The sequence below is a fragment of the Thermolongibacillus altinsuensis genome, assembly GCF_004341205.1.
GTDB lineage: Bacteria > Bacillota > Bacilli > Bacillales > Anoxybacillaceae > Thermolongibacillus > Thermolongibacillus altinsuensis.
Window position 1 is genome coordinate 183,736 of record NZ_SLUL01000006.1, and the last position, 23,638, is coordinate 207,373.

A 23,638-nucleotide genomic window follows, 5' to 3' on the forward strand; every position below is an offset into this window, starting at 1 on the left:
CATTCATCATAATTATTACTTGGATTAAAAACATAACTAGATCCTGTTGTAATCTAAAAATTAAACACCCGTGGTTATTTATCTATCCTATATAGATGAGACGACCAGGAGCAACGTCAATACCAAAGGATACCTCACGAATTGCTTCATGGAAATTTCGCAAAGCGATAGCTGCTAAATCGTTTACAGGCATTACCATGTCGGGATAAAATGCGACAGCAACTTCTGGACGGTTAATGTCCCCTTGAATAATTGGTACTAGATCGGTTTTTTGCATCTCTCCTGGTATGGATGAACGCCAACGATACGGTACCTTAATGCGATAGAGTGGTTGGCTTAGTTGATCAATATCGCTCTGTGCCAAGAGGCGTAGCGCTTCACGTGCATCGGCGATACGAGTAAGAGGTCGCTCGGGATCATGACGTACACCTGTGAGCAACAAACCACACGGAGAGAAGTTCCTATCTCCCATGAATTTTAATGCCGCATTTTCAATATGGAAATCTAATTCGACCTCCGATCCAAGGCCGGTATATTCCCTTTTGGCTTCTATGCTGGGTATCAGGTTATTCACGATGTCATGTCCCTCGTGAAACATAGAGTAAGGTTCTCCAATTAAAGACGCAACTGCAATCGCAAGGTTCTCGCTGATAAAACCAGATTTAGCACTAGGTGTAAAAGTCTGTGGATCCGGCGTCGTAAACACATTATCATCTACTGGGAGGTTCTCCAAAACAATGTATGGGCGTGGATTTAATGAAGCTTTTTGCTCATTGAGACATTCAATGATACGGCGAGGCATGGCCCGAAATGCGGCCATTCGAACTTCTGTGATATAACGAGTACTTCCAGTTGGATCGTATTGGATTTTGTTGAGTTCCTTATATAAAACTTCCTTTTCATCATCGCTTAGTTTGAAAACGTATTCCTGTTTCATAATGTTCTTAATTCCCCTTTCATCATAGTTAATATTTTTAATATGACATTTAACAATTAAAAAATATCCAACTGATGATGCTATCTCTGAGGGAGGTTATTTGGAATTATGAATCAATTATGCATGTTTTTGTTTTGAAAATTTTTTCCACAATCTCTCATCTCCTATAAAAATTTTTCCATAATTGTTGTGTTCAAGGTTAAAATACAAAAAAATTCACAAATAAATCAATATATTTTCTAAAAATTCGATATAAATTTAATATTTAATATTTAATATTTAATTGACGTTTCATGGCGTTCAATTTATATAAATTTGTTAATGTTTTTGCTATTCTATAAGTAATCACAATGAATTTTTGACAAAACGTTAGGAAGGTGGAGCTATGTTAGCGCAATGGTTAAAGACGTCTAGGTATACGGTTGTGCTTACAGGTGCTGGAATGTCGACAGAAAGCGGACTTCCTGATTTCCGTTCAGCGCAGACAGGATTATGGAGTAAGAAAAACCCGCAACAGCTGGCAAGTACGTACGCACTCGAGCACAATCGGGATGAGTTTATCGCATTTTACCAATATCGTATTCGTACGCTTCACCAATGCAAACCGCATGCAGGACATATCATTTTAGCCGAGTGGCAAAAACGCGGAATCGTCCAAAGCATCATTACGCAAAATGTGGACGGATTTCATCAGCAAGCAGGCAGTGAAAACGTGATCGAACTTCACGGATCATTGAGAACGGTTCACTGTCAACGATGTCATAAAGTGTATGATAGCAACCTGTATATCAATGAACAATTTAATTGCGCTTGTGGCGGTTTTTTGCGACCGTCTGTCGTCTTATTTGGCGAATCTCTTCCATCAGATGCGATCGATCAGGCATGGTTGGCTGCACAAAAAGCGGAATTATTGATCGTATTAGGCTCTTCTTTACAAGTATCGCCAGCCAATCAACTGCCCCTCATAGCGAAACGAAACGGTGCCAAGCTGGCCATTGTCAATATGGAACCGACGGAATTGGATGAATGGGCGGATTTCGTCGTCCATCATCGAAAAATCGGTGAAATCCTTAAAGAAATGGATCATGAGTTAAAAGTGGGGGAATGAAAACATGAACGTTTTGGACATTTTGCGGAAGGCGCTTGACGACATTGGTGACCGAACAGCAATCATCCAATACCAAAGCGTGTCTGGGGGCGATATTAACTCCGCCTATTATGTCAGAAGCAAGCATCGCTCGTATTTTGTAAAAGTAAACAAAAAGATTCCTCCTCGTTTTTTCAAAAGTGAAGCAGCTGGTCTCGAATTGCTTCGAAAAACAAATACGGTTAAAGTCCCAAACGTATATTACGTCATGGAAGAAGAAAGCGGGGCATATGGTTTGCTTTTGCTTGAATGGATTGAAGGGGAAAAAACAGAACAAACAGCCGTATTGCTTGGTCAAGCAGTCGCTCAACTTCATCAATGTTATGGTCAGCATTTTGGTTTGGCTGAAGACAATTATATCGGCCGACTACCACAAAAAAATGGATTATATGAAAATTGGATGGATTATTTTGTGAAATGCCGGCTTCTTCCGCAAATCCAATTAGCCGAACAAAAAGGAAGAATGCCGACAGCTAGACGAAATAAACTAGAAAAGTTGCTAGTTTCGCTCGAACGATGGCTTCCGCAGCAATGCCGCCCTTCTTTACTGCATGGTGACCTTTGGGGAGGCAATTGGATTGTCGGTGCAAAAGGGATGCCTTACTTAATTGACCCTTCTGTGTTTTATGGCCATTATGAATTCGAGATCGCGTTTACGGAATTATTTGGCGGATTTCCAGATCAATTTTATGAAGCGTACAATGAGATTCAACCGCTTTCTCCCGAATATGAGGAAAGAAAAGAGCTGTATCAACTGTTTTATCTGCTCGTTCATCTCAATTTATTTGGAGAAACATACGGTTATTCCGTCGATCGAATTTTGCAAAAGTATGTTGGATAATTTTACTAAAACAAGAAAGAGAGCGAAACACGGTTACAGTGAAGCTCTCTTTCTTGTTTTAGATGAACATTCCGGTACTCGATATCAATGCCCTCCAAGATACGCCATCTTTACCTGTTCACTAGCGTTCAACTCTTCCGCTGAACCAGACAAGACAACACGGCCGGATTCAATGACATACGCCCGATCCGCCACAGAAAGTGCCATATTCGCGTTTTGTTCCACTAGCAAGATGGTCGTTCCCGATGAATTAATTTCTTCAATAATTCGGAAAATCGTTTTGACTAGCAAAGGGGCAAGGCCCATAGATGGTTCATCTAAAAGGAGGAGACGCGGACGTGCCATTAATGCGCGGCCTATGGCCAACATTTGTTGTTCACCACCCGACAACGTTCCAGCAAGTTGCTTTCTACGTTCATGAAGCCGAGGAAACAGATGATACACTTTCTCAAAATCCTTCTGAATTTCATTTTTATCCTTCCTTAAAAAAGCACCCAACTCTAAATTTTCTTCCACAGTCATATTGGCAAAAATGCGACGGCCTTCCGGAACATGAGAAATTCCTTGTTTGACAATCATCTGAGCGGCTTTGCCTGCAATCGATTGCCCTTCATACAAAATATCTCCATTTTTTGGTTTTAACAATCCGGAAATCGTCTTTAACAATGTGCTCTTGCCAGCGCCGTTTGCTCCAATGAATGTGACGATTTCTCCTTCATTTATTTCAAGTGAAACCCCTTTTAACGCTTGAATATTCCCGTAAAATACATCGATGCTATCTACCTTTAGCATTATGACACCTCCTCGCCGAGATACGCTTCAATGACTTTAGGATGATTCCGGATCTCTTCAGGTGTACCATGCGCGATGAGCTGTCCGTGATCAAGCACGTAAATTCGTTCGCATACTCCCATCACAAGAGACATATCATGCTCAATAAGTAAAATGGTTAAATTGAACTTTTCTCTTATAAAAGCAATTAAATTCATCAGTTCCTTTGTTTCCTGCGGATTCATTCCCGCTGCAGGCTCATCAAGCAACAATAATTTTGGATGTGCCGCCAACGCTCTGGCAATTTCTAAACGCCGTTGCTGACCGTATGGCAAATTTTTCGCTTTTTCATACATAAAACCCTCAAGCTTAAAAATTTTTAAAAATTCGATTGCCTTTTCTTCGATTTCTTTTTCACCGGAAAAATGAGAAGGTAAACGAATAATGGAACTTAAAATGGAATGACGAGCCAGAGAATGGTATGCAACCTTTACGTTATCAAGTACGGAAAGTTCACCGAACAAACGAATGTTTTGGAACGTACGACTAATCCCTTTTCGTGTAATTTTGTAAGGGGGTAGCCCGTTTAGCTTTTCATTCCCTAATACAATGCTACCTTCTGTCGGTTCATATACACCTGTCAGCAGGTTGAAGAAAGTCGTTTTACCAGCCCCATTTGGTCCAATTAAACCAATCAATTCCCCCGGATATAATTCGATGTTTACGTCAGACAATGCTTTTAAGCCGCCAAATTGAATGCCGACATGATCAGCTTTAAGCAACGGTGTGTTTGTTGTCATTCTGCTTTCCCCCTTCAACCGCCTTGCGTAACCTGAAGAATGAAGTCAATTCTTGCGTACCTAACAATCCTTTTGGACGGTACAACATGACCAATATGAGCACGATACTGTATATAATCATTCGAGTCTCCGGATATTCTTGAAGGAACGTAGAAACAACCGTCAACAGAATCGCAGCTATTACTGCGCCAGACATGCTTCCTAATCCTCCAAGCACAACAAAAATCAAAATATCAAATGACTTCAAAAAACCAAAATTCGTTGGCTGAATAATATAGAAGTTATGCGCATAGAGACCTCCAGCAATGCCGGCAAAAAAAGAGCCAATCACAAACGCTGTCACTTTATAGTACGTTGTATTAATCCCCATAGAATCCGCTGCAATTTCATCCTCACGAATCGAAATGCAGGCACGGCCATGAGTGGAATTTGTAAAGTTTGCAATGACAATAATGGCGATAAGCATGCAGGCAAATACCCACGGCCAAGTTGTGAGGTGAGTTACCGTCATCCCGCTGGCACCGCCAACATAGTCTACGTTTAACAGAATAATACGTACGATTTCTCCAAAACCAAGTGTAGCGATCGCCAAATAATCCCCCTTTAGACGAAGGGTAGGAATACCAATTAAAAGCCCCGCTACAGCAGCAGTAACACCGCCGGCCAGTAAAGCAAGTGAAAACGGCATTTGCAGTTTCATTGTCATAACGGCAGACGCATAGGCGCCCACGGCAAGAAATCCGGCATGACCAATGGAAAACTGTCCTGTAATTCCAATAATGAGATGAAGACTGACGGCTAGGATAATATTAATAGCCATATAAAACAGGGTATTGATATAAAAGGAATTAAGTATTCCTCTCGATATCAATAGCTGAACCACTATAAAAAACACAATCGCTAACACCATTGACAGCCAAAATCCATTGATTCGTTTGAAAATTGTCATGCTCTTCTACCCTCCTTACACTTTTTCTTTTACATTTTTTCCGAATAAACCCGATGGTCGGAAAATTAGAATAAGTATAAGAACGATAAAAGCCACTCCGTCACGCCAGAGTGAATATCCAAGGCCGCTTACAAGTGATTCAATCACACCAAGCACAAGACCGCCGACCATAGCCCCCGGAATGATGCCGATCCCACCTAACACTGCCGCTACGAAGGCTTTTAGACCTGGAATAATCCCCATAAGCGGTTCAATTTTAATATAGTAAATCCCGAAGATGACACCCGCAGCACCTGCCAAGGCGGATCCGATTGCAAACGTTGCGGATATTGTATTATCCACGTTAATCCCCATTAATCGAGCTGCTTCTGCATCATAAGAAACAGCACGCATGGCTTTCCCTATTTTCGTTTTATGAACGATTAACTGAAGGAGAATCATCAATACAATGGAAGTACAAAGTATTAATATAGACTGACTGCTAATTGTTACGCCAAATAGTTCAATTTTTTTATCTGGTAGTATTGTCCCAGGATATGCTACTGGCTGAGCACCACGTGCATAGATCATCCCGTATTCAATTAAAAGTGAAACCCCGATTGCAGTGATTAGAACTGCAATTCTTGTAGCGTTTCTCAAAGGCTTATAAGCAATTCGTTCAATGAATACGCCCAATAATGCGCAGACAACCATGGCCAATAGCAGCGCTGGGAAGAATCCTAGATGTAGACCTGTAATCGCATAAAATCCTACAAACGCACCTACCATAAACACGTCGCCATGAGCAAAATTAATAAGCCTCACTATTCCGTACACCATCGTATATCCGAGAGCGATTAGCGCATATATACTGCCAAGAGATATTCCGTTAACGAGTTGTTGAATGAGTTCCATATTTGCACTCTCCTTGGGAAGTACTGTTATTTCTTTTAGAAGGATTAGACGCTATTAAAATAGGGGGACATGCCCCCTATTTGATTCATACCATGATGATGGTATTATGGATTCACTTTTGTTTTAAACTGCTGCTCACCGTTTTTATATTCAAGAATAGCGGCAGATTTAATTGGGTCATGGTTCTCATCAAGAGTCAATGTTCCTGATACAAGAGAGAGGTCTTTCGTTTGTGCGAGTGCTTCTTTAATTTTCACCGGATTTGCATCTCCCGCGCGTTTAATAGCATCAGCAAGGAAATACGCCGTATCATATCCAAGCGCGTTAAACGCATCCGGAGATTTGTTGTATTTCGCTTTAAACGCTTTTACGAAATCCTGGATTTTAGGATCTGGATCGCCGGAAGAATAGTGGTTTGTAATAAATGTATTATTTAAAGCTTCTGGGCCAGCTATTTCGACAAGAGTTGGAGAATCCCATCCGTCACCGCCCATAATCGGAACTTTAATACCAAGTTCACGGGCTTGCTTCACAATTAGTCCTACTTCTTCATAGTAACCAGGTAAGAACAAAAATTCTGGATTAGCTGATTTAATCCGTGTAAGAGTCGCTCGGAAATCGGTGTCTTTTGCAACATAGGCTTCTTCCGCTACAATCTTTCCGCCGTTTTCCTCAAATGCTTTCTTAAAAGAGGAAGCAAGTCCTTTTGAATAATCACTAGAACTATCAATGAGAATAGCTGCATTTTTTACTTTCAAATCATCAATTGCGAATTTAGCTGCTACCGTACCTTGGAAAGGATCAATGAAGCATGTTCGGAATACAAAGTCGTTTACTTTGCCGTCTTTATTGGTAACAGTAGGATTCGTTCCAGTAGGTGTAATTAACGGAATTTTGTTATCCTGTGCAACTTGGACCTGAGCGAGCGTATTTGTACTTGTTGCTGCTCCTATAATCGCTACAACTTTATCTTGGCTAATCAGTTTAATAGCTCCGCTAGTCGCTTCCGCTGCATCAGATTTATTATCTACTTTTACAAGTTCAATTTTTTTTCCGTTAATGCCTTCTTTATTAATCTCCTCAATCGCTAGTTCCAGACCTTCAGCAATGGATTGTCCATATGAAGCCACTCCACCAGACAATTCAAGGTTAGCGCCAATTTTTATTGTATCGCCGCCCCCTCCATTATTGTCTGATGAATTCGTTCCAGCATTTTGAGTTCCACCATTACATCCTACCATTAGACCAGCAGTGATCATAAGTGACATAAAAACTCCAACTAATTTTTTCTTTTTCATCATTTACCCCCATCATAAAAAATTTTGTAAAATTTTCGACTACCTACAGATCCCTTCTATAACTAAATCCACATCCCCCCCATACCTTTTTATAAACAACAAATAGAAAAACTTTTCTTAATTAATTTAATTTTATAAAAATTCTTTCTTTTCGTCTAGATGTATAATAAAATTACTTAAAAAATTACGAATCATTTTGAATGCATATGTCTTTTTTACTATCTAAAAATTAATAACCAATCTACATATAATGAACGTTTATAACCTTTATTTCCCTTTCTTAGCTTTTTTGATCCATCCATCGTTCTTTATCAACTGTTACTTTTGGGTTAAAATTAATTTGCTTTTAAGGAATAATTTGTTAATGAAAATAATAAAGAAGCTGACTCATCATCGCTCAAAAGCGATGTTTTGAGTCAGCTCCTCGCTGTTGTTCATATAGTTTCAAATGATGATAAACCGCTTTTAGCAGCGGTGTGTCAATATGATACTGTTGGGCAAGTTTCAATAAATAACCTTGAAGATGGTCTGCTTCCACCATTTGTCCTTTTTCCATGTCACGCTGCATCGAGGACTTCATCTCTGGTGCCAATTTGTTTATTTGCTCTAACTGTTTCTCCTCAATCTGTTCGGCGATCGGCGCCCCGTGCGCTCTCATCACGGCCGCGATTTCTTTCAACAATCTCAAAATGATTTCTTGTCCGTATTCTCCAGCGCGAATCGGACCGATCGGAGCACGGAATAATGTCGTAACTCCCGACATCGTCGCAATAAACAAATATTTATGCCACATATCCGTGACAATCTGATCACTCAAATGAAAATGTGCATTGCAACCCGTGAATAACTGTTCGAGTTTCTTCACTCTTTCCGTGATTTCCCCTGACCATTCACCAAACTTTACGTCATGTGACGAACTAGATTGAATAATCGTTCCTTGCTCATCTAATGTCGTTTCGATAAAACAGAGACCGCCTAATACGTTCTCTTTCCCAAACTCGCTCCAAAGCAGATCCATATGCGCCATGCCATTTAACAACGGCAAAATGATCGTCTCCTTACCGACATATGGTTTAACATCTTGAATCGCTTCGTGCAAATGATAAGCCTTATTCGAAAAAATAACAAGATCAAATGCCTCTGCCTTTTCCCCTGCCATGATCGTTTTTGGCGTTAACACGGCATTCCCATGAACGCTTTGAATCACTAACCCTCGTTCTTGCAACTGTTGTTTTCGCCGTTTACGCACAAGAAATGTCACATCAACCCCTTTTTCCAACAACCGACCGCCAAAATATCCCCCCACTGCACCGGCACCGACAACTAATACGCGCATCCATGATTCCTCCTTATAAAATATAGCTAACAATCAATATCGATAGATGGAACAATTTCAAAATCCGTCTTCATTCACGCAAGAGAAAAGGGAGACGATGGCCTCCCTTTTCTCTTTAGCAACAACGTGACACTTTCCCGCCTTTGCCGTTATATCTCGCTTCTTGTGCCTCGCAAAAAAACTCTTTACGCGACTTAATCGGTTCTCCGGGATGGTGTGTTTTCATATGCTCAACATATTTTTCGTAATTCGGCACCCCAACAAGCAAGTCAAGAAATTGTTTGCGATAGGCAAGAATTGTCTCAAAAAACTTACGCATAGTGTTTTACCTCATCTCCTGGTTCACGTGGTATATAAGGTGCTTCTTTTAATGGAACATTATTGTTTTTCAATACTTTGATCCACACATTAACTGAGAAAATAAGCATCGCTAAAACAACAAGCATGAAAATTGCACATAGCGTTGCATCAATATAGTCGTTTATAATGATTTGCTGCATTTGCTCCTTTGTTGTAGCAGGAGGTAAGATATTTCCTTGCTGAAGCTCATCTTTAAATAGTTTCGCATGAGCCAAAAAGCCGATTTTTGGATGATCGTGGAATAATTTTTGGAATCCGGCTGTCATCGTTACGACTAAAATCCAAGTAGTCGGAACTAATGTGACCCATACATAGGCTTTTTTGCCCATTTTAAGAAGAATGGTCGTACCTAATAACAAGGCAATTGCTGCAAGCATTTGGTTTGCGATGCCGAAGAGCGGCCATAACGTATTGATTCCGCCAAGCGGATCAATAACCCCTTGATACAAGAAATAGCCCCAAGCAAGTACGCACAATGTTGTTGCGATAATATTCGCAGGTAAAGATTCGGTTTTTGCAAACGGTTTATAGAAATGTCCGAGAATATCTTGAATCATAAAGCGACCAACACGCGTCCCCGCATCAATCGTCGTTAAAATAAACAATGCTTCAAACAAAATTGCAAAATGGTACCAAAATGCCATTAACGCTTTTCCGCCAATGATTTCGGACAAAATCACCGCCATGCCGATCGCTAAAGTCGGCGCTCCGCCCGTACGTGATAAAACGGTTTCTTCACCGACATTCTCCGCTAATTTTTTTAAATCGTCAGGAGTAACCGTAAATCCCCAAGATGAAACCGTTTGTGCCGCTTGAACAACATCTTGACCAATGGCTGCAGCTGGGCTGTTAATCGCGAAATACGTACCCGGTGTTAAAACGCATGCCGCAATTAATGCCATGACAGCAACAAATGACTCCATCAACATGGCACCATAACCGATTGGACGGGCATGGCTTTCGCGCTCGATCATTTTCGGCGTCGTTCCCGAAGATACGAGAGAGTGGAAACCGGAAACCGCTCCACACGCAATTGTAATAAACAAGAACGGGAATAAATTGCCGGCAAACACCGGACCTGTGCCGTCAACGAATTTCGTAATCGCCGGCATTTGCAAATCAGGTGCAACAAAAAGAATTCCTAATGCCAAACCAACAATCGTTCCAATTTTTAAGAACGTGCTTAAATAATCGCGCGGCGCAAGCAACAACCATACCGGCAATACTGAAGCGACGAAACCGTAGCCAATCATTAAAAGTGCGATTGTTTCACCTTTAAATGTGAACATATTTGCTAATGTCGGATTTTCCGCTACATATTGGCCAGCTACAATAGAAAGCATTAATAAAACAAAACCAATGAATGAAGCTTCACCAACGCGTCCCGGTCTCATGTAGCGCATATATACTCCCATAAAGATCGCGATTGGAATAGTCGCCGCGATCGTAAACATTCCCCACGGACTTCCTACAAGCGCTTTCACAACCACTAATGCTAATACAGCTAACAATATAATCATGATTCCTAAAATGCCCAGCATCGCGATAAAGCCCGTTACAGGACCAATTTCTTCCTTAATCATTTCGCCAAGCGATTTGCCGTTACGACGCATCGATGCGAATAAAATGATAAAATCCTGCACCGCACCTGCCAACACAACGCCGACAATGATCCAAAGCGTTCCGGGCAAATACCCCATTTGCGCTGCTAAAATCGGACCGACAAGCGGACCAGCTCCAGCAATCGCAGCAAAGTGGTGGCCGAAAAGCACCCATTTGTTTGTTGGAACGTAATCTTTTCCATCGTTAAAAATTTCCGCTGGCGTTTTTCGATTGTCATCAAGTTGAAATACTTTTTTGGCGATAAATTTGCTGTAAAAACGGTAAGCAATGGCGTATACGCAAACCGCAGCAACAATCAGCCAAATCGCGTTGACTGTCTCACCGCGATTTAATGCCAACACCGCAAAACCAGTTGCTCCGAGAGCAGAAATAAGTCCCCAAAGCAAAATCGATTTAAGACCTTTCAATCTTTTTTCCCCCTTTGTGTCTTTATTTAATAAACATATTATACTAATAATTCTGAATATTAACAAGAATTTCTCTAATTGCAAATAGAGAAATGCTTTACATGTTTTATTTATGTTTTCAACACTAACTAACGATGAAAAAATCCGATCAAATCATGTAACAAAAACAAAAAAACAGAAGCACAAACGGCTTCTGTCATGATTCGAACGGTGACAACACCTAACATCATACCAATTACTAATCAGCACGAAGTTATTTCTCATTTAGAAGATGGACTAGGACAACCATTTCTTCTTCCGGATTTTCTTTCGAATAGATTCTTGCTGTTTTATTTTTCTCATCGACATGTTGAATAAGAACTTGTCTTCCTTCGTACGTTACGGGTACAATCTTCCCTGATTCCGCAATTTGCTTCGCTCGAGTGACTTCCATTTAATCATTCCTCCTTTTCCTCATTATTTTCCTTTGTTTATTCGGCTATTCATCGTTCTTCAGATGATCTTTTGATCTTTCGCTATGCAACCGTTCGTTTTATGTAGTTCGTCTTTTTCTCGCACAGAAAACCTCCAGAAAAAATTTTTGTAGTAATATTTTTCTCGGATGATAAAGTGATACATTTTTCCTGTTTTAAATTACTTGCAGAAGATTAGAAGTTATATGTTAATATAATACTTTGTGGAATGATCATACCTTCAAATCTATTTGTTTAATGACGAGGGAGGATATATGCGAGAACGAGATTATTATTTTGATAACGCGAAGTTTTTTTTAATCATCTTAGTGGTTTTTGGACATTTCCTTCGTCCTCATATTTCTGAAAATACATTTTTACACAGCTTGTACAATTGGATTTTCTTTTTCCACATGCCAGCGTTCATCTTAATTTCTGGGTATTTCGCCAAAAACTTTCATCAAAAAGGGTATTTAAAAAAAGTAGCTAAAAAAATACTGATTCCTTATCTCATTTTTCAACTGCTCTATTCTTTGTATTATTCATTTTTATATGAAGAAAATATATCGTTCGATTTTTTCACACCTCGCTGGGGGCTATGGTTTTTGTTAAGCCTGTTTAGTTGGAACGTCATGCTGTACGTTTTTGCAAAAATTCCAAGAACGTATTCATTATCTTTAGCCGTATTATTCGGATTATTAGTTGGATTTGTTGAAGTAGAAAAATGGCTAAGTCTTTCACGAACATTGATCTTTTTTCCGTTTTTTTTACTTGGTTTTTTATTAAAAAAGAAGCATTTTGAATGGTTATTTCAGAGAAAATTTCGTGTTTTCGCCTGTATGATGCTGTCATGTATATTCTTTATTGTTTATTATCTTTTTCCAGATATACAGAAAGAATGGTTGTACGGATCGAAATCTTATGAAACGTTGGGAGTTCATGGAGAAATCGCTATCGTTTTAAGGCTAACATTTTATGCCGTCAGCATTTTGATGACTTTCTGTTTTCTGTCGCTGATCCCAAACCAAAAACTATCCATTTCGTCTCTCGGAGCAAGAACTTTTTATGTATATATCCTTCATGGTTTTGTTCTAAAATATTTGCATGCAACTGAATTTCCGCAATTCATCACGGAAACACGCAGCTACCCGCTGTTGTTATTCATTTCAATAGCCTTAACCATGATTTTAGGAAGTAAACCTGTTGTTGAATTGATTCAACCGCTGGTCGAATGCCGTTTTACGCAATGGAAACAGGCGATTGACCGCTGTAGCTCTTTTATTCGCCATTTACACAAAAAATCGGAAACAGCTATGAAACACTGAAAACTTATCAAACTGAAGACCGCCAATTCATTTGGCGGTCCTTTTTTATTCGTTTTAGCTTTCGTATTTTTAACATGTTCATCGAGAAGTCTCCACCCTCTAAACAACGTGTAGGTGGGAGAGGTTCATTTGGAAAAATAGAATTTCGTGAAATATATAAGTTATAAATCTAGTCAACGCTCATTTCCAGCTCCTCAATACGTTTTTCAACGTATTTTTGATCTTTTTGAGCATGGAATGTCTCTGCTTTTTCGACGATGGCAATCGTATTGTATTCTGGAATTTGGGCGTATGCTTCATAAACGCCTTTTGGAATTAGCACATTTCCTTCCGGCCAATACACCGCGATGTTTCCTTGTTTCACATCCTCAAACTTTGCACGGCCTTGCATCATTCCATGACAGTTGTAAGCAACGATGGACTCTCCTTCACGAATGCCGAATTTCGCTGCATCATCTCGGTTCATTAAAATATGATAGCGCTCTGCTGCATTAAACGGATCTTTGTCGCTGTAAATCATCGAATTAAATTGCTTCCCGCGCCTGGTCGTCACAAAAAATTGTCCTTCCGCTTTTCGCAGCTCCGGCAATTCAATCGGTATGAAATGGCCTCGTCCGTCCGCTGTCGGACATACACCGTCTTCACATAACCATGCACCGCCCCATTGGAAGACGTCGCCTTTTTTCTTTAAATGCTGGATTCCGTCGTAGTTTGGATTCGCCACGGCAATCTCGTCGCGAATTTCTTGGGCATTATGAAAATGAATCAAATGTTTCACTTCCGGTTTGATGCGCGAAGCAAGATCGATATAAATTTCCCATTCCGCCCGTGCTTCTTCGATTCGCGGCCCTTCAATTTCCGGACTGAAATACACCATTCGCTCCGTGCTTGTCGATGTGCCGCCGCCCGGCTGTTCATAGCGCGTCATGGCCGGTAAGATGATCACTTCTTCTTTGGCGTCCAATAATGTCGATGTATTAAAAATAATATCTTGATGAACGCGCAATTCCGCGTTTTCTAGCGCTTTTCGGATAAAATCTGGATTCGGCATCGTTTCTAAGAAATTACCGCCGCTCGTATATAACACTCTTACTTTTCGTTCGTGACCATTAGGAAGCAAAATGTTTTCTAGCGTTTGTCCGATCGTATCCCCCTGCCAACGTGGAATCGGAAATCCCCAAATTTTTTCGATGCGCTCGATATTTTCTTCATCAAATTCACCGCCCGGCAACACGAATGGGTCCGCCCCCATTTCTCCGGATCCTTGAACACCGCTGTGACCGCGAATCGGCATAAGCCCACAATGAGCACGTCCGATAAAACCGCGAAGCATCGCAAGGTTCGACACTTGCGAAACATTGTCCGTCCCGAAACGGTGCTGAGTAAGCCCCATGCTCCAAACAAACACTCCTGATTTGGCCTCAGCCAATAATTTTGCAAACTCATACATTCGCTCTTTAGAAAGACCAGAAGATTTCTCTAACGTTTCCCAATCGTACTTTGCAACATGCGCCTTTAATTCCTCTATTCCATTCGTATGTTCCTGGACAAACTGCCAATCGATGGCTGACCCCGGATTTTTTTCTTCCATTTCAAACCAATGCTTCATGATCCCATTCATAAAGGCGATATCACCACCGATATTGACTTGATAAAAATCATCGGCTATTTTTGTCCCGAACAACGCGCTTTCCCAAATCGATGGAATCCAATATTTCTCCATTGCCGGTTCTCGGTATGGATTGATGACAATAACCTTCGTACCCGCTTTTTTTGCCGCATACATGTATTTCGTTGATACCGGCTGATTGTTCGCCGCAACAGAACCCCAGAAAACAAGGATGTCCGTTCCAATCCAATCTTTATAACTGCAGCTCGATGCACCGATTCCAAGCGAACGCTTCAACGCCGTTTTGCTTGGTGAATGACAAATGCGTGATGCGTTGTCAATATTGTTTGTTCCTAAAAACCGCGCCACTTTTGCCGCTGTGTAATACACTTCATTCGTAATGCCGCGCGCCGTTAAATAAAAAGCCAACTGTTTCGGATGAATGCTCTTTATTTTCAAAGCAATACGATTTAACGCCTCATCCCAACTAATTCTTGTAAACTTTCTTTCTCCCGGTTTTCTTGAAAGCGGATATGGAATTCGCCCTAATTTTCTTAGTTCCGTACTATTGAATTCTCTTAGTTTATCAACATCTTCTAACCACTTCGGATCCATAGCAGGCATTGTATTCAATCGAAGCACATTTAAACGCGTCGTGCAAAGATGCGGACCAGTCAACGTTTGATCGCGTAATCCGGAAACTCCGAGAGCGCAACCGTCACATACTCCTTGCGTCAAGATGCGATACGCATAAGAAAGCTGATCTTTATTTTCCCAGACGACTTTTAATGTATCGCGAACATGATGAGGTTTTACCTTTCCTACCCCCATCGGCATAAAACTTGCCCAAAGAGAAGGTTTTGGGCTTTTGTCCAATTTCATTGGTCCAGTATGTTTCGTTTCCCCCATGGTTAACACTCCTCAAAAACAAAATATACACAATTTTAAAAACATTTTTACTATTTTTATAGTATGATTGTACCACAAAAACATAATTTTTAACTCTGAATGGTTTACTTGATGCAAAGAAGGTGAAAGAATGGAGAAGAAAATAACTGTAAAAAAGAGTATATTGAAATTTACCGACGCTTCATTCATCCATGAGGAAGACGAAATTGTTGCCGAATTTCCGCTAACGCTAGTTGTAAACGGTGAAGAATTCGCAACCATGGTTTGCTCGCCCGATCATCTAGACGAATTAGTCATTGGGTTTCTTGCTTCTGAAGGTCTGATCCGTTTTAAAAGCGATATAAAAAATCTGTCTATTGATGAAAGCCGCGGATTTGCCTATGTCGATTTGCATGCAAAACAGCCCATCAACCAGCAATATTTCTCTAAACGGTTTATCGGCTCGTGTTGCGGGAAAAGCAGGCAATTTTATTTACACAATGATGTAAAAACAGCTAAAACGGCGATCACGAACATCAACATAAGCGTAAAGCAGTGCTTTCATCTCATGAAAAACATGCAAAACGGAAGCATCATCTTTCAGAAAACAGGCGGGGTTCATAACGCGGCGATTTGCAGTAATTCCGAAATCATTGTAGCAAGGTCTGACATTGGAAGGCATAACGCTCTAGATAAACTTTACGGATATTGTTTGCTTCAACAAATTCCCGTTCGTGATAAAATGATTGCTTTCAGCGGCCGAGTTTCTTCTGAAGTGTTGCTAAAAGTATCAAAAATCGGCGTTGGCATTTTATTATCCAAATCCGCTCCTACCGATTTAGCATTACAGTTAGCGGAAGATTTAAATATAACGGTCGTCGGCTTTATTCGCGGAAATAAGTTAAACGTATACACTCATCCAGAACGCATCTTAGAAGCAGATCAACCAAACTATATATGATAAGTTTAATTTTTCGACATAAACAAGCTTTTCTGCCACTTCTCCGAACGAAAACGCCATCAGACAAATGAATTTGTCTGTCATGCGTTTTACGTTCGGAATCAGCATGCTTCTAGCATGCCAGGGCGGCAAGAGACTTGATTTTAAAATTCTCCATCTTCGCTCATAAGAGGTGGAGACTTTTCAAAAAATGTTAAAACGGCAGCGATTTCACTGCCGTTTTTTGGTTTTATCGTAACAACTATTTTGTTCTTGATCATTCACTGCCATTTCCTTTTCTTCTGCTTTCCGTCATTTGCTTCCACACAGATCCTTTTGCCTCTTCGCCGCCTTCAATACGTTCAATCGCCATTTTTACTTGCATGCTTACTTCAAATTCCGGGTCATTTTCTGCCGCTTTTAAAGCTGGAAGAGCTGATTCATCACCAACTTCGTATAAAAACATGGCCGCGCGCCAGCGGACCAATTTGCTTGGGTCTTTTAACGCCTCAATCATGACTGGCATCGCTTCAGGATCGCCAATATCAGATAGACAGTCTCCAGCTGTACGGCGCACGGAGACCGCTTTATCTTTCAGCGCTTCATAAAGATATGGGAGCACTTTTTTGCCGCCAATTATTCCTAAATAAGCAGTGGCAAGGCGGCGAATCGCCACTTTTTCGTCTTTTAAAGCCTTTGCCAACACCGGCAAATCTTCTTCGGTTGGTTCTGCCATTTGTTCTAAAGCCGCATAGCGTTTTGTCCAATCTGGGTCATCAAGCATTTCTTCCGTTACTTTATAGCTCACTCGTTTTTGCGTTTTCGCTTGCTCGCCGCTTTTAAACATTTGTACCATCCGCTCTAACCGTTCAGGCGGATAAGCAGCAGACAGTTCTTCAACGATTTCTGCACCGATTTCTTCAAATGTGCCATAACGCACCCCTTTTTCGACCCATTTTCGCTCAACGACAATATTTCCGGCATGTTTCTGAGCTTCTAAAACCGCATCCATAAATGGCTTCGGCAAGCCGACTCGTCTTTCTTCTTGACCGTCGGTTAACTTCACCTGCATCGGTAATCCGTAAAGCATTTGAACGTAGACTTTCACTTCGCCAAAATGTTCGTTGCGCACTTGTTTATGTTCTTGAATGTGATCAACATCTTCACCAAACACTTCACGCACTTTTGTTAAAATCTCTTTCCAATCATATTTTGGATTTCGTTCAACCGCTAAAAAATCGGCAACATGGTAAATGCCTTTGACTCCTTCAATTTTCATTAATTGTTGAATGATTGAAGGCGCATTCGCCACATTGTCCGGCTTATAGTTATGGCTTGTTCCAAACGGAAGTTCTTCATCTAATAGAACCTTCATTGTATTTGGACTTGGCGTTGGTTCAATGGATTTAATGTTCATTACCCATCCCCCTCATTCATTTATGACTGCAATGATTCCACTAATTCAGAAAGCTCCGCCCAGCGTTCAAGCAGCGCATCGAGCTCTGCGCTTAATTGTTCATGTTCGGACGCTAATGCCTGCACCTTTTCATAGTCGCTCGCTGATTGTTCCATTTCCAACGTAATTTCTTGCAATTTCGCCTCTAATGCAGCGATTTTGTCCTCGATTTCTTCCCATTCTTTCTGTTCTTTATAGCTTAGGCGTCGCTTGGCAGGTTTCGCTTTCTGCGCTTGTTCTTTTGCTGGGATCGGCTTTGATTCTGCGTTCTCCGCTTTTTTCTTAAGCTGCTCCTCTAAATAATCGGAGTACTCTCCAAAATATTTTTCCACCTTCCCGTTTCCTTGAAAGATGAGCAATTGTTCTGCTACTTTATCCAAAAAGTAACGGTCGTGAGAAACGGTGATGACCACGCCTGGAAATGTCTCTAAATAGTCTTCAAGAACCGTCAATGTTTGTGTATCCAAATCGTTCGTCGGTTCGTCAAGAAGCAACACGTTTGGTTCTGTCATTAAGATTCGCAACAAATACAACCGGCGTTTCTCACCGCCTGACAACTTGCGAATGGGCGTTCCGTGCGTATTCATCGGGAACAAGAAACGTTCCAGCATTTGCGCCGCCGAAATCGTTTTTCCATCGGTCGTATGAATGACTTCCCCGGCCTCGCGAATGTATTCAATCATTCGTTTATTTTCATCCATATCGACATTTTCTTGCGTGTAATACGCAATTTTCACCGTTTGCCCGATTTCGATTTCCCCCGCATCAGGCTGGATTCGGCCAGCAAGCAAATTCAACAACGTCGATTTACCGCTTCCGTTCGGCCCGACAATGCCGATGCGGTCTCCTGGTTTTACGAGGAAGCTAAAATCGTCTAAAATAACTTGGTTGCCGAATGCTTTGCTTACCTGTTTTAACTCTAACACTTTCTTGCCAAGACGGCTGCCGCTTAACGAAATATCGAGACTGCTCTTTTGTTCAATTCCAAGCGACTGCTCCAGCTGTTCGAATCGTTGGATGCGGGCCTTTTGTTTCGTGGTCCGCGCTTTTGCTCCGCGGCGAATCCATGCTAATTCCCGGCGGTATAAATTTTGCCGTTTGGCTTCTGCTGCAAGTTCCTGCTCCTCTCTCAGCGCTTTTGCTTCTAAAAATGCTGCGTAATTCCCCGGATAGCTGTAAAGTTTTCCGTTATCTAGCTCTAAAATGCGGTTGGTTACACGATCTAAAAAGTAACGATCATGCGTGACAAGCAAAACGGCCCCGCTGTAACGAGCCAAATAATCTTCCAACCAGCGAATCGTTTCATAATCGAGATGGTTCGTCGGCTCATCTAAGATAAGCAAATCAGGCGTTTCAATGAGCGCTTGCGCCAAAGCAACGCGGCGCTTTTGACCGCCGGAAAGCTCTCCGATCGTTTTTGTCATGTCATCAATGCCTAATTTCGTAAGAATCGCTTTGGCGTTGGAGCTTGCTTCCCATGCGTTCATCGCATCCATTTGCTGCTGGCAGCGAAAAAGGCGTTCTTGTAATTGATCATCAAGAGGATTTTTCTCAAGTCCCGCTAACACGGTTTCGTAATCACGCAATAAACGAATCAGCGGCGTATCTCCGTGAAACACTTGTTCCAATACCGTTAAGTTTTCTTGAAAATCAGGCTGTTGCGGCAGATACCCGATTGAATAGTCTTTCGAATGTGTAATTTGTCCCGCATCGGAAAGCTCAACGCCTGCAATAATTTTCAGTAACGTTGATTTTCCTGTCCCATTCACGCCAATAATGCCGATGCGTTCCTGTTCTTTAATCGTGAACGAAATATCGCGAAATAACGTTTTTTCCGCATAACTTTTAGATAAATTTTCAACCGTTAACATCTTCATATGACTCATCCCACTCTTTATAAAATTGTTGCAAAAAATGTTTCATAAATTCATGGCGTTTGATCGCGATTTGTTTCGCACTTTCCGTATTCAACGTTCGATGTTTTTTATCGTTAACTATTGTAACAAAGGAGCATTTGGTTTGCCTAACAAAAAACTGTCTCTCCCATCGGAAAGACAGCTTTTGTATTTACGCATTTAATAGCTTTTCAATCTCCCCTTTTAAATCGCTTGGTTTGGTTTGCGGGGCAAAGCGGCCGACAACGTTTCCGTTTTTATCAACTAAAAATTTGGTGAAATTCCATTTAATTATCTTTGTCCCAAAGATTCCTAGCGCTTTTTCTGTCAAATAGACAAACAATGGATGCGCATGCTCGCCGTTTACATCAACTTTCGCAAACATCGGGAACGTGACCCCATAGTTCACTTGACAAAAGCTTTCGATTTCGCTTTCTGTGCCCGGTTCTTGTTGACCGAATTGATTGCAAGGGAAGCCAAGCACTTCAAAGCCCTTGTCTTTATATTCATCATAAAGTTCTTGCAGTTCTTTATATTGCGGGGTAAAACCGCACTTGCTTGCGGTGTTGACGATTAACAATACTTTTCCTTTATAATCCGCCATTGACTTTTCTTCACCGCGAATCGTTTTAACCGTAAAGTCATAAATGCTCATCAGTCAATCCTCCTTTTGATCTATAAAAAATAAGCAAAACTTCTTTCATATAAATATAGTCAGAAAAGACCGATCGCATTTCCGTTTTCATCGACATCCATATGTAACGCCGCTGGTTTTTTCGGCAATCCCGGCATCGTCATCACATCACCGGTTAACGCGACAAGGAATCCCGCACCAATCGACGGTTTGAATTCACGTACTGTAATCGTAAAGTCCGTTGGTCTGCCAAGTTTCGTTGGGTCATCAGACAGAGAATATTGCGTTTTGGCCATGCAAATCGACAGCTTGTCCCATCCAAATACCGTAAATTGCTCGATTTGTTTTTTTGCCTTTTCAGAAAACTCTACATCTTTTGCTCCATAGACGATTTGCGCGATTTTACGAATTTTATCAGGAATGGATTCATTCACATCATATAAAGGAGCGTATGTATTGTTTCCATTCTCGATGGCCTCTAATACTTTTTCCGCTAATTCAATTCCGCCTTCTCCGCCTTTTTCCCATACTTCCGTTAACGCCACTGGATAACCGTGCTCCTCGCAAAACGCTTTTAACGCATTAATTTCATTTTCTGTATCGGTTATAAAACGATTAATCGCAACGACAAACGGTAAACCGAATGCTTGAATCGTTTCAATATGTTTCCGTAAATTGTCCAAGCCCGCACGCAACGCCTCGACATTCTCTATATGTAATTCTTGTTTCGGAACGCCGCCGTGCATTTTTAACGCACGAATCGTTGCGACAATCACAACCGCTTCCGGTTTAATTCCAGCGAAACGAGCCTTTATATTTAAAAACTTTTCCGCTCCTAAATCAGCTCCAAAACCTGCTTCGGTCACAACGTAATCACCAAGCTTTTGCGCCATTTTTGTCGCAATCACGCTATTGCAACCGTGGGCAATATTCGCAAACGGACCACCGTGGATCAACGCAGGCGCATGCTCGACCGTCTGCACAAGATTCGGTTTTAACGCATCTTTTAACAGAAGCGTTAACGCTCCTTCAACGCCGAGATCAGCCACGGTAACAGGCTGTTTATCAACGTTATACGCTACAACGATTTTTGCGAGTCGGCGTTTTAAATCTTGTAAATCCGTTGCCAAGCAGAAAATGGCCATAATCTCAGAAGCAACCGTAATATCAAAACCATCCTCTCGCGGCACGCCTTGAACCGGTCCGCCTAAGCCTACGACGACGTGCCTTAACGCCCGATCGTTCAAATCGACAACGCGCTTCCAAACAATGCGGCGCGTATCAATGCGCAGTTCATTGCCGTGATGGATATGATTATCGATGAAAGCCGCTAATGCGTTATTCGCTGTTGTGATCGCGTGTAAATCGCCTGTAAAATGAAGATTAATATCCTCCATCGGCAACACTTGCGAATAACCGCCGCCTGTCGCTCCCCCTTTTATTCCCATTGTCGGCCCAAGCGAAGGTTCGCGCATGGCAATGATTGCTTTTTTTCCAATTTTGCGCAACGCTTGTCCAAGCCCTACCGTTACCGTTGATTTCCCCTCTCCAGCAGGTGTCGGATTAATCGAAGTGACTAAAATGACTTTTCCATCCGGCTTTGCTTCCAATCGTTTCATCAAATCGAGTGAAATTTTCGCTTTATAATGGCCATACGGCTCAAGTTCTTCTTCTAAAATGTCGAGCTCTTTTGCGATTTCTTGAATGCGCTTTAATTTTGTTTCTTGAGCAATTTCGATATCCGTCTTCATCTTTGTCATCGTAGCCATCTTTCATCCCCCAACATGAAAAAATCCAAAATTTCGCAACCCATGATTATTTTATCACAATCATTTTCTTTCCCAATAAAAACATCCATGAGTAATTTTACTCCCCACCCATGCATGAAAATCCATCATTCCTTCCCATAATGGATATGAACGCAAACAGTTTTGAAAGACGTTCTCTTTAATGGTGGTTCGACCCTGTAATAAAAACTGTTTGAGTCCATTTGGTGTTCCACCCATTGTCAGCCCTTTTCGTGCGAAAAGGTGACTACGAACAGAAAAATGCCTAACATACAAATGGACTCTCTGTTTGCGAATTCATCAATGGAAGGAGTAAGAATCATGGATGTTCTTTATCATCGTTGTGCGGGATTAGATGTCCATGCCGAAACGATTGTGGTTTGTGCGCTTCTTGGAGAAGAAGAACACATTCAAAAGGAAATCGAAACATTCCCTACTTTCACGAAAGATTTGTTTCGTCTTCTGAAATGGTTAGAAGATCGCGGTGTTACTCATATTGCGATGGAGAGCACGGGCGTTTACTGGAAACCTGTATTTAACATTTTAGAAGACTACTTTGACATTACCCTTGCTAACGCTCAGCGAATCAAAAATGTTCCAGGGAGAAAAACGGATGTGTCCGATGCCGAATGGATCGCCAAATTGTTGCGTTATGGGCTCATCGAGAAGAGTTTTGTGCCTCCTGCGGATATTAGGGAACTGCGAGATTTAACTCGCTTACGCAAAAAATGGATCGGGCAATTGACCGCCGAGAAAAATCGTATACAGAAAGTGCTGGAGTGCTCCAATATCAAGTTAAGTTCTGTGATTTCGGACGTGTTCGGGGCATCTGGACGAAAGTTATTAGAGCGCTTAATGAAACGAGGATATATCGAGGAACAAGAGATCGACGCCTGCATTCACGGGAGAATGAAAGGAAAAAGACAACAAATTCGAGATTCTCTCTTCGGAACATTGACCAACCATCAACTGTTCATGATTCGCCAATCGTGGAAGCACATCGAATCGTTGGAAAGTTTACTTCGGGACATCGAAGAACGAATCGACCAACTCTTACAAGCCTACAAACAAGAGATGGGGCTTCTTGTGACCATACCGGGAGTCAAAAAAGAAACCGCTGCCGTGATCATCGCTGAAATCGGGGTCGATATGGGACAGTTCCCAACGTCTCAACACCTCGCTTCATGGGCGGGAGTCGCGCCGGGAAATCATGAAAGTGCTGGAAAACGAAAAAGTACCCGAACGACGAAGGGGAATCCGCATATCAAGTCGGCGTTATGTGAGGCGGC

21 protein-coding genes are annotated in these 23,638 nt (G+C 41.4%); 5 read left to right on the top strand and 16 right to left on the bottom strand.

Features of this window, described 5'->3' with window-relative positions; translation table 11 throughout:
- Positions 1-82 precede the first annotated feature (82 nt).
- The gene (locus tag EDD69_RS15545; protein ID WP_243643065.1) at positions 83-937 is read right to left on the bottom strand and encodes a taurine catabolism dioxygenase TauD; all 855 of its coding nucleotides are present in this window, start codon (positions 935-937) and stop codon (positions 83-85) included.
- Positions 938-1,322: 385 nt separating this feature from the next.
- Between EDD69_RS15545 and EDD69_RS07725 the strand changes: the two genes are divergently transcribed.
- Entirely contained in the window at positions 1,323-2,045 is a 723-nt protein-coding gene (locus EDD69_RS07725) for an NAD-dependent deacylase (protein ID WP_132948368.1), read from the top strand.
- A gap of 4 nt (positions 2,046-2,049) precedes the next feature.
- Positions 2,050-2,925 carry a fructosamine kinase family protein gene (locus EDD69_RS07730; RefSeq protein WP_132948369.1) on the top strand — a complete coding sequence of 292 codons (876 nt, stop codon included), beginning with the start codon at positions 2,050-2,052 and terminating at the stop codon, positions 2,923-2,925.
- An 84-nt stretch (positions 2,926-3,009) separates the two neighbouring features.
- Here the strand turns inward: EDD69_RS07730 and EDD69_RS07735 are convergent, their stop codons facing one another.
- The 9 genes from EDD69_RS07735 to EDD69_RS07775 all read right to left on the bottom strand — a co-directional run bounded on the left by EDD69_RS07735 (position 3,010) and on the right by EDD69_RS07775 (position 11,796).
- Positions 3,010-3,717 carry an ABC transporter ATP-binding protein gene (locus tag EDD69_RS07735; protein WP_132948370.1) on the bottom strand — a complete coding sequence of 236 codons (708 nt, stop codon included), beginning with the start codon at positions 3,715-3,717 and terminating at the stop codon, positions 3,010-3,012.
- Positions 3,717-4,496, bottom strand: coding sequence for an ABC transporter ATP-binding protein (locus EDD69_RS07740; protein ID WP_132948371.1), 780 nt, complete (start codon positions 4,494-4,496; stop codon positions 3,717-3,719). Before EDD69_RS07740 ends, EDD69_RS07735 begins: the two co-directional genes overlap by 1 nt.
- Entirely contained in the window at positions 4,471-5,445 is a 975-nt protein-coding gene (locus EDD69_RS07745; RefSeq protein WP_132948372.1) for a branched-chain amino acid ABC transporter permease, read from the bottom strand. The genes EDD69_RS07740 and EDD69_RS07745 overlap by 26 nt, the downstream gene beginning before the upstream one ends.
- 15 nt (positions 5,446-5,460) lie before the next feature.
- The gene (locus EDD69_RS07750) at positions 5,461-6,339 is read right to left on the bottom strand and encodes a branched-chain amino acid ABC transporter permease (protein WP_132948373.1); all 879 of its coding nucleotides are present in this window, start codon (positions 6,337-6,339) and stop codon (positions 5,461-5,463) included.
- Positions 6,340-6,443: 104 nt separating this feature from the next.
- The gene (locus EDD69_RS07755; protein WP_132948374.1) at positions 6,444-7,637 is read right to left on the bottom strand and encodes an ABC transporter substrate-binding protein; all 1,194 of its coding nucleotides are present in this window, start codon (positions 7,635-7,637) and stop codon (positions 6,444-6,446) included.
- Between the two features lie 397 nt (positions 7,638-8,034).
- The gene (panE, locus tag EDD69_RS07760) at positions 8,035-8,973 is read right to left on the bottom strand and encodes a 2-dehydropantoate 2-reductase (RefSeq protein WP_132948375.1); all 939 of its coding nucleotides are present in this window, start codon (positions 8,971-8,973) and stop codon (positions 8,035-8,037) included.
- A 115-nt stretch (positions 8,974-9,088) separates the two neighbouring features.
- A complete protein-coding gene (locus EDD69_RS07765; RefSeq protein ID WP_132948376.1) occupies positions 9,089-9,292 on the bottom strand; it encodes a YbdD/YjiX family protein in 204 nt (67 codons plus the stop codon).
- Entirely contained in the window at positions 9,285-11,363 is a 2,079-nt protein-coding gene (locus EDD69_RS07770) for a carbon starvation CstA family protein (RefSeq protein ID WP_132948377.1), read from the bottom strand. Before EDD69_RS07770 ends, EDD69_RS07765 begins: the two co-directional genes overlap by 8 nt.
- Before the next feature lie 253 nt (positions 11,364-11,616).
- Positions 11,617-11,796, bottom strand: a complete 180-nt coding sequence (locus EDD69_RS07775; RefSeq protein WP_132948378.1) for an H-type small acid-soluble spore protein — start codon at positions 11,794-11,796, stop codon at positions 11,617-11,619.
- A gap of 294 nt (positions 11,797-12,090) precedes the next feature.
- Here EDD69_RS07775 and EDD69_RS07780 point away from each other — a divergent pair, with 294 nt between their 5' ends.
- A complete protein-coding gene (locus EDD69_RS07780) occupies positions 12,091-13,140 on the top strand; it encodes an acyltransferase family protein (protein WP_132948379.1) in 1,050 nt (349 codons plus the stop codon).
- Positions 13,141-13,309: 169 nt separating this feature from the next.
- On the opposite strand, the gene EDD69_RS07785 is transcribed toward EDD69_RS07780, so the two are convergent.
- The gene (locus EDD69_RS07785) at positions 13,310-15,658 is read right to left on the bottom strand and encodes an FdhF/YdeP family oxidoreductase (RefSeq protein WP_132948380.1); all 2,349 of its coding nucleotides are present in this window, start codon (positions 15,656-15,658) and stop codon (positions 13,310-13,312) included.
- A gap of 130 nt (positions 15,659-15,788) precedes the next feature.
- On the opposite strand from EDD69_RS07785, the gene fdhD reads away from it, so the two are divergent.
- Positions 15,789-16,598, top strand: coding sequence for a formate dehydrogenase accessory sulfurtransferase FdhD (fdhD, locus tag EDD69_RS07790; RefSeq protein WP_132948381.1), 810 nt, complete (start codon positions 15,789-15,791; stop codon positions 16,596-16,598).
- Here the strand turns inward: fdhD and EDD69_RS15310 are convergent.
- The 5 genes from EDD69_RS15310 to EDD69_RS07815 all read right to left on the bottom strand — a co-directional run bounded on the left by EDD69_RS15310 (position 16,569) and on the right by EDD69_RS07815 (position 22,331).
- Complete coding sequence (locus EDD69_RS15310) at positions 16,569-16,730, bottom strand: hypothetical protein (protein ID WP_165871751.1); 162 nt, start codon at positions 16,728-16,730, stop codon at positions 16,569-16,571. The two genes, fdhD and EDD69_RS15310, sit on opposite strands and share 30 nt — an antisense overlap.
- 124 nt (positions 16,731-16,854) lie before the next feature.
- Positions 16,855-17,994, bottom strand: a complete 1,140-nt coding sequence (locus tag EDD69_RS07795; protein WP_132948382.1) for a conserved virulence factor C family protein — start codon at positions 17,992-17,994, stop codon at positions 16,855-16,857.
- 20 nt (positions 17,995-18,014) lie between these two features.
- Complete coding sequence (locus tag EDD69_RS07800) at positions 18,015-19,910, bottom strand: ABC-F family ATP-binding cassette domain-containing protein (RefSeq protein WP_132948383.1); 1,896 nt, start codon at positions 19,908-19,910, stop codon at positions 18,015-18,017.
- Positions 19,911-20,100: 190 nt separating this feature from the next.
- Positions 20,101-20,583, bottom strand: a complete 483-nt coding sequence (locus EDD69_RS07810; protein WP_132948384.1) for a glutathione peroxidase — start codon at positions 20,581-20,583, stop codon at positions 20,101-20,103.
- Positions 20,584-20,642: 59 nt separating this feature from the next.
- Positions 20,643-22,331: a formate--tetrahydrofolate ligase gene (locus EDD69_RS07815; protein WP_132948385.1), complete on the bottom strand. Its 1,689-nt coding sequence runs from the start codon at positions 22,329-22,331 to the stop codon at positions 20,643-20,645.
- Positions 22,332-22,670: 339 nt separating this feature from the next.
- Here EDD69_RS07815 and EDD69_RS07820 point away from each other — a divergent pair.
- Positions 22,671-23,638: IS110 family RNA-guided transposase (locus EDD69_RS07820; RefSeq protein ID WP_132948386.1), on the top strand; the 968-nt coding region annotated here is incomplete at its 3' end.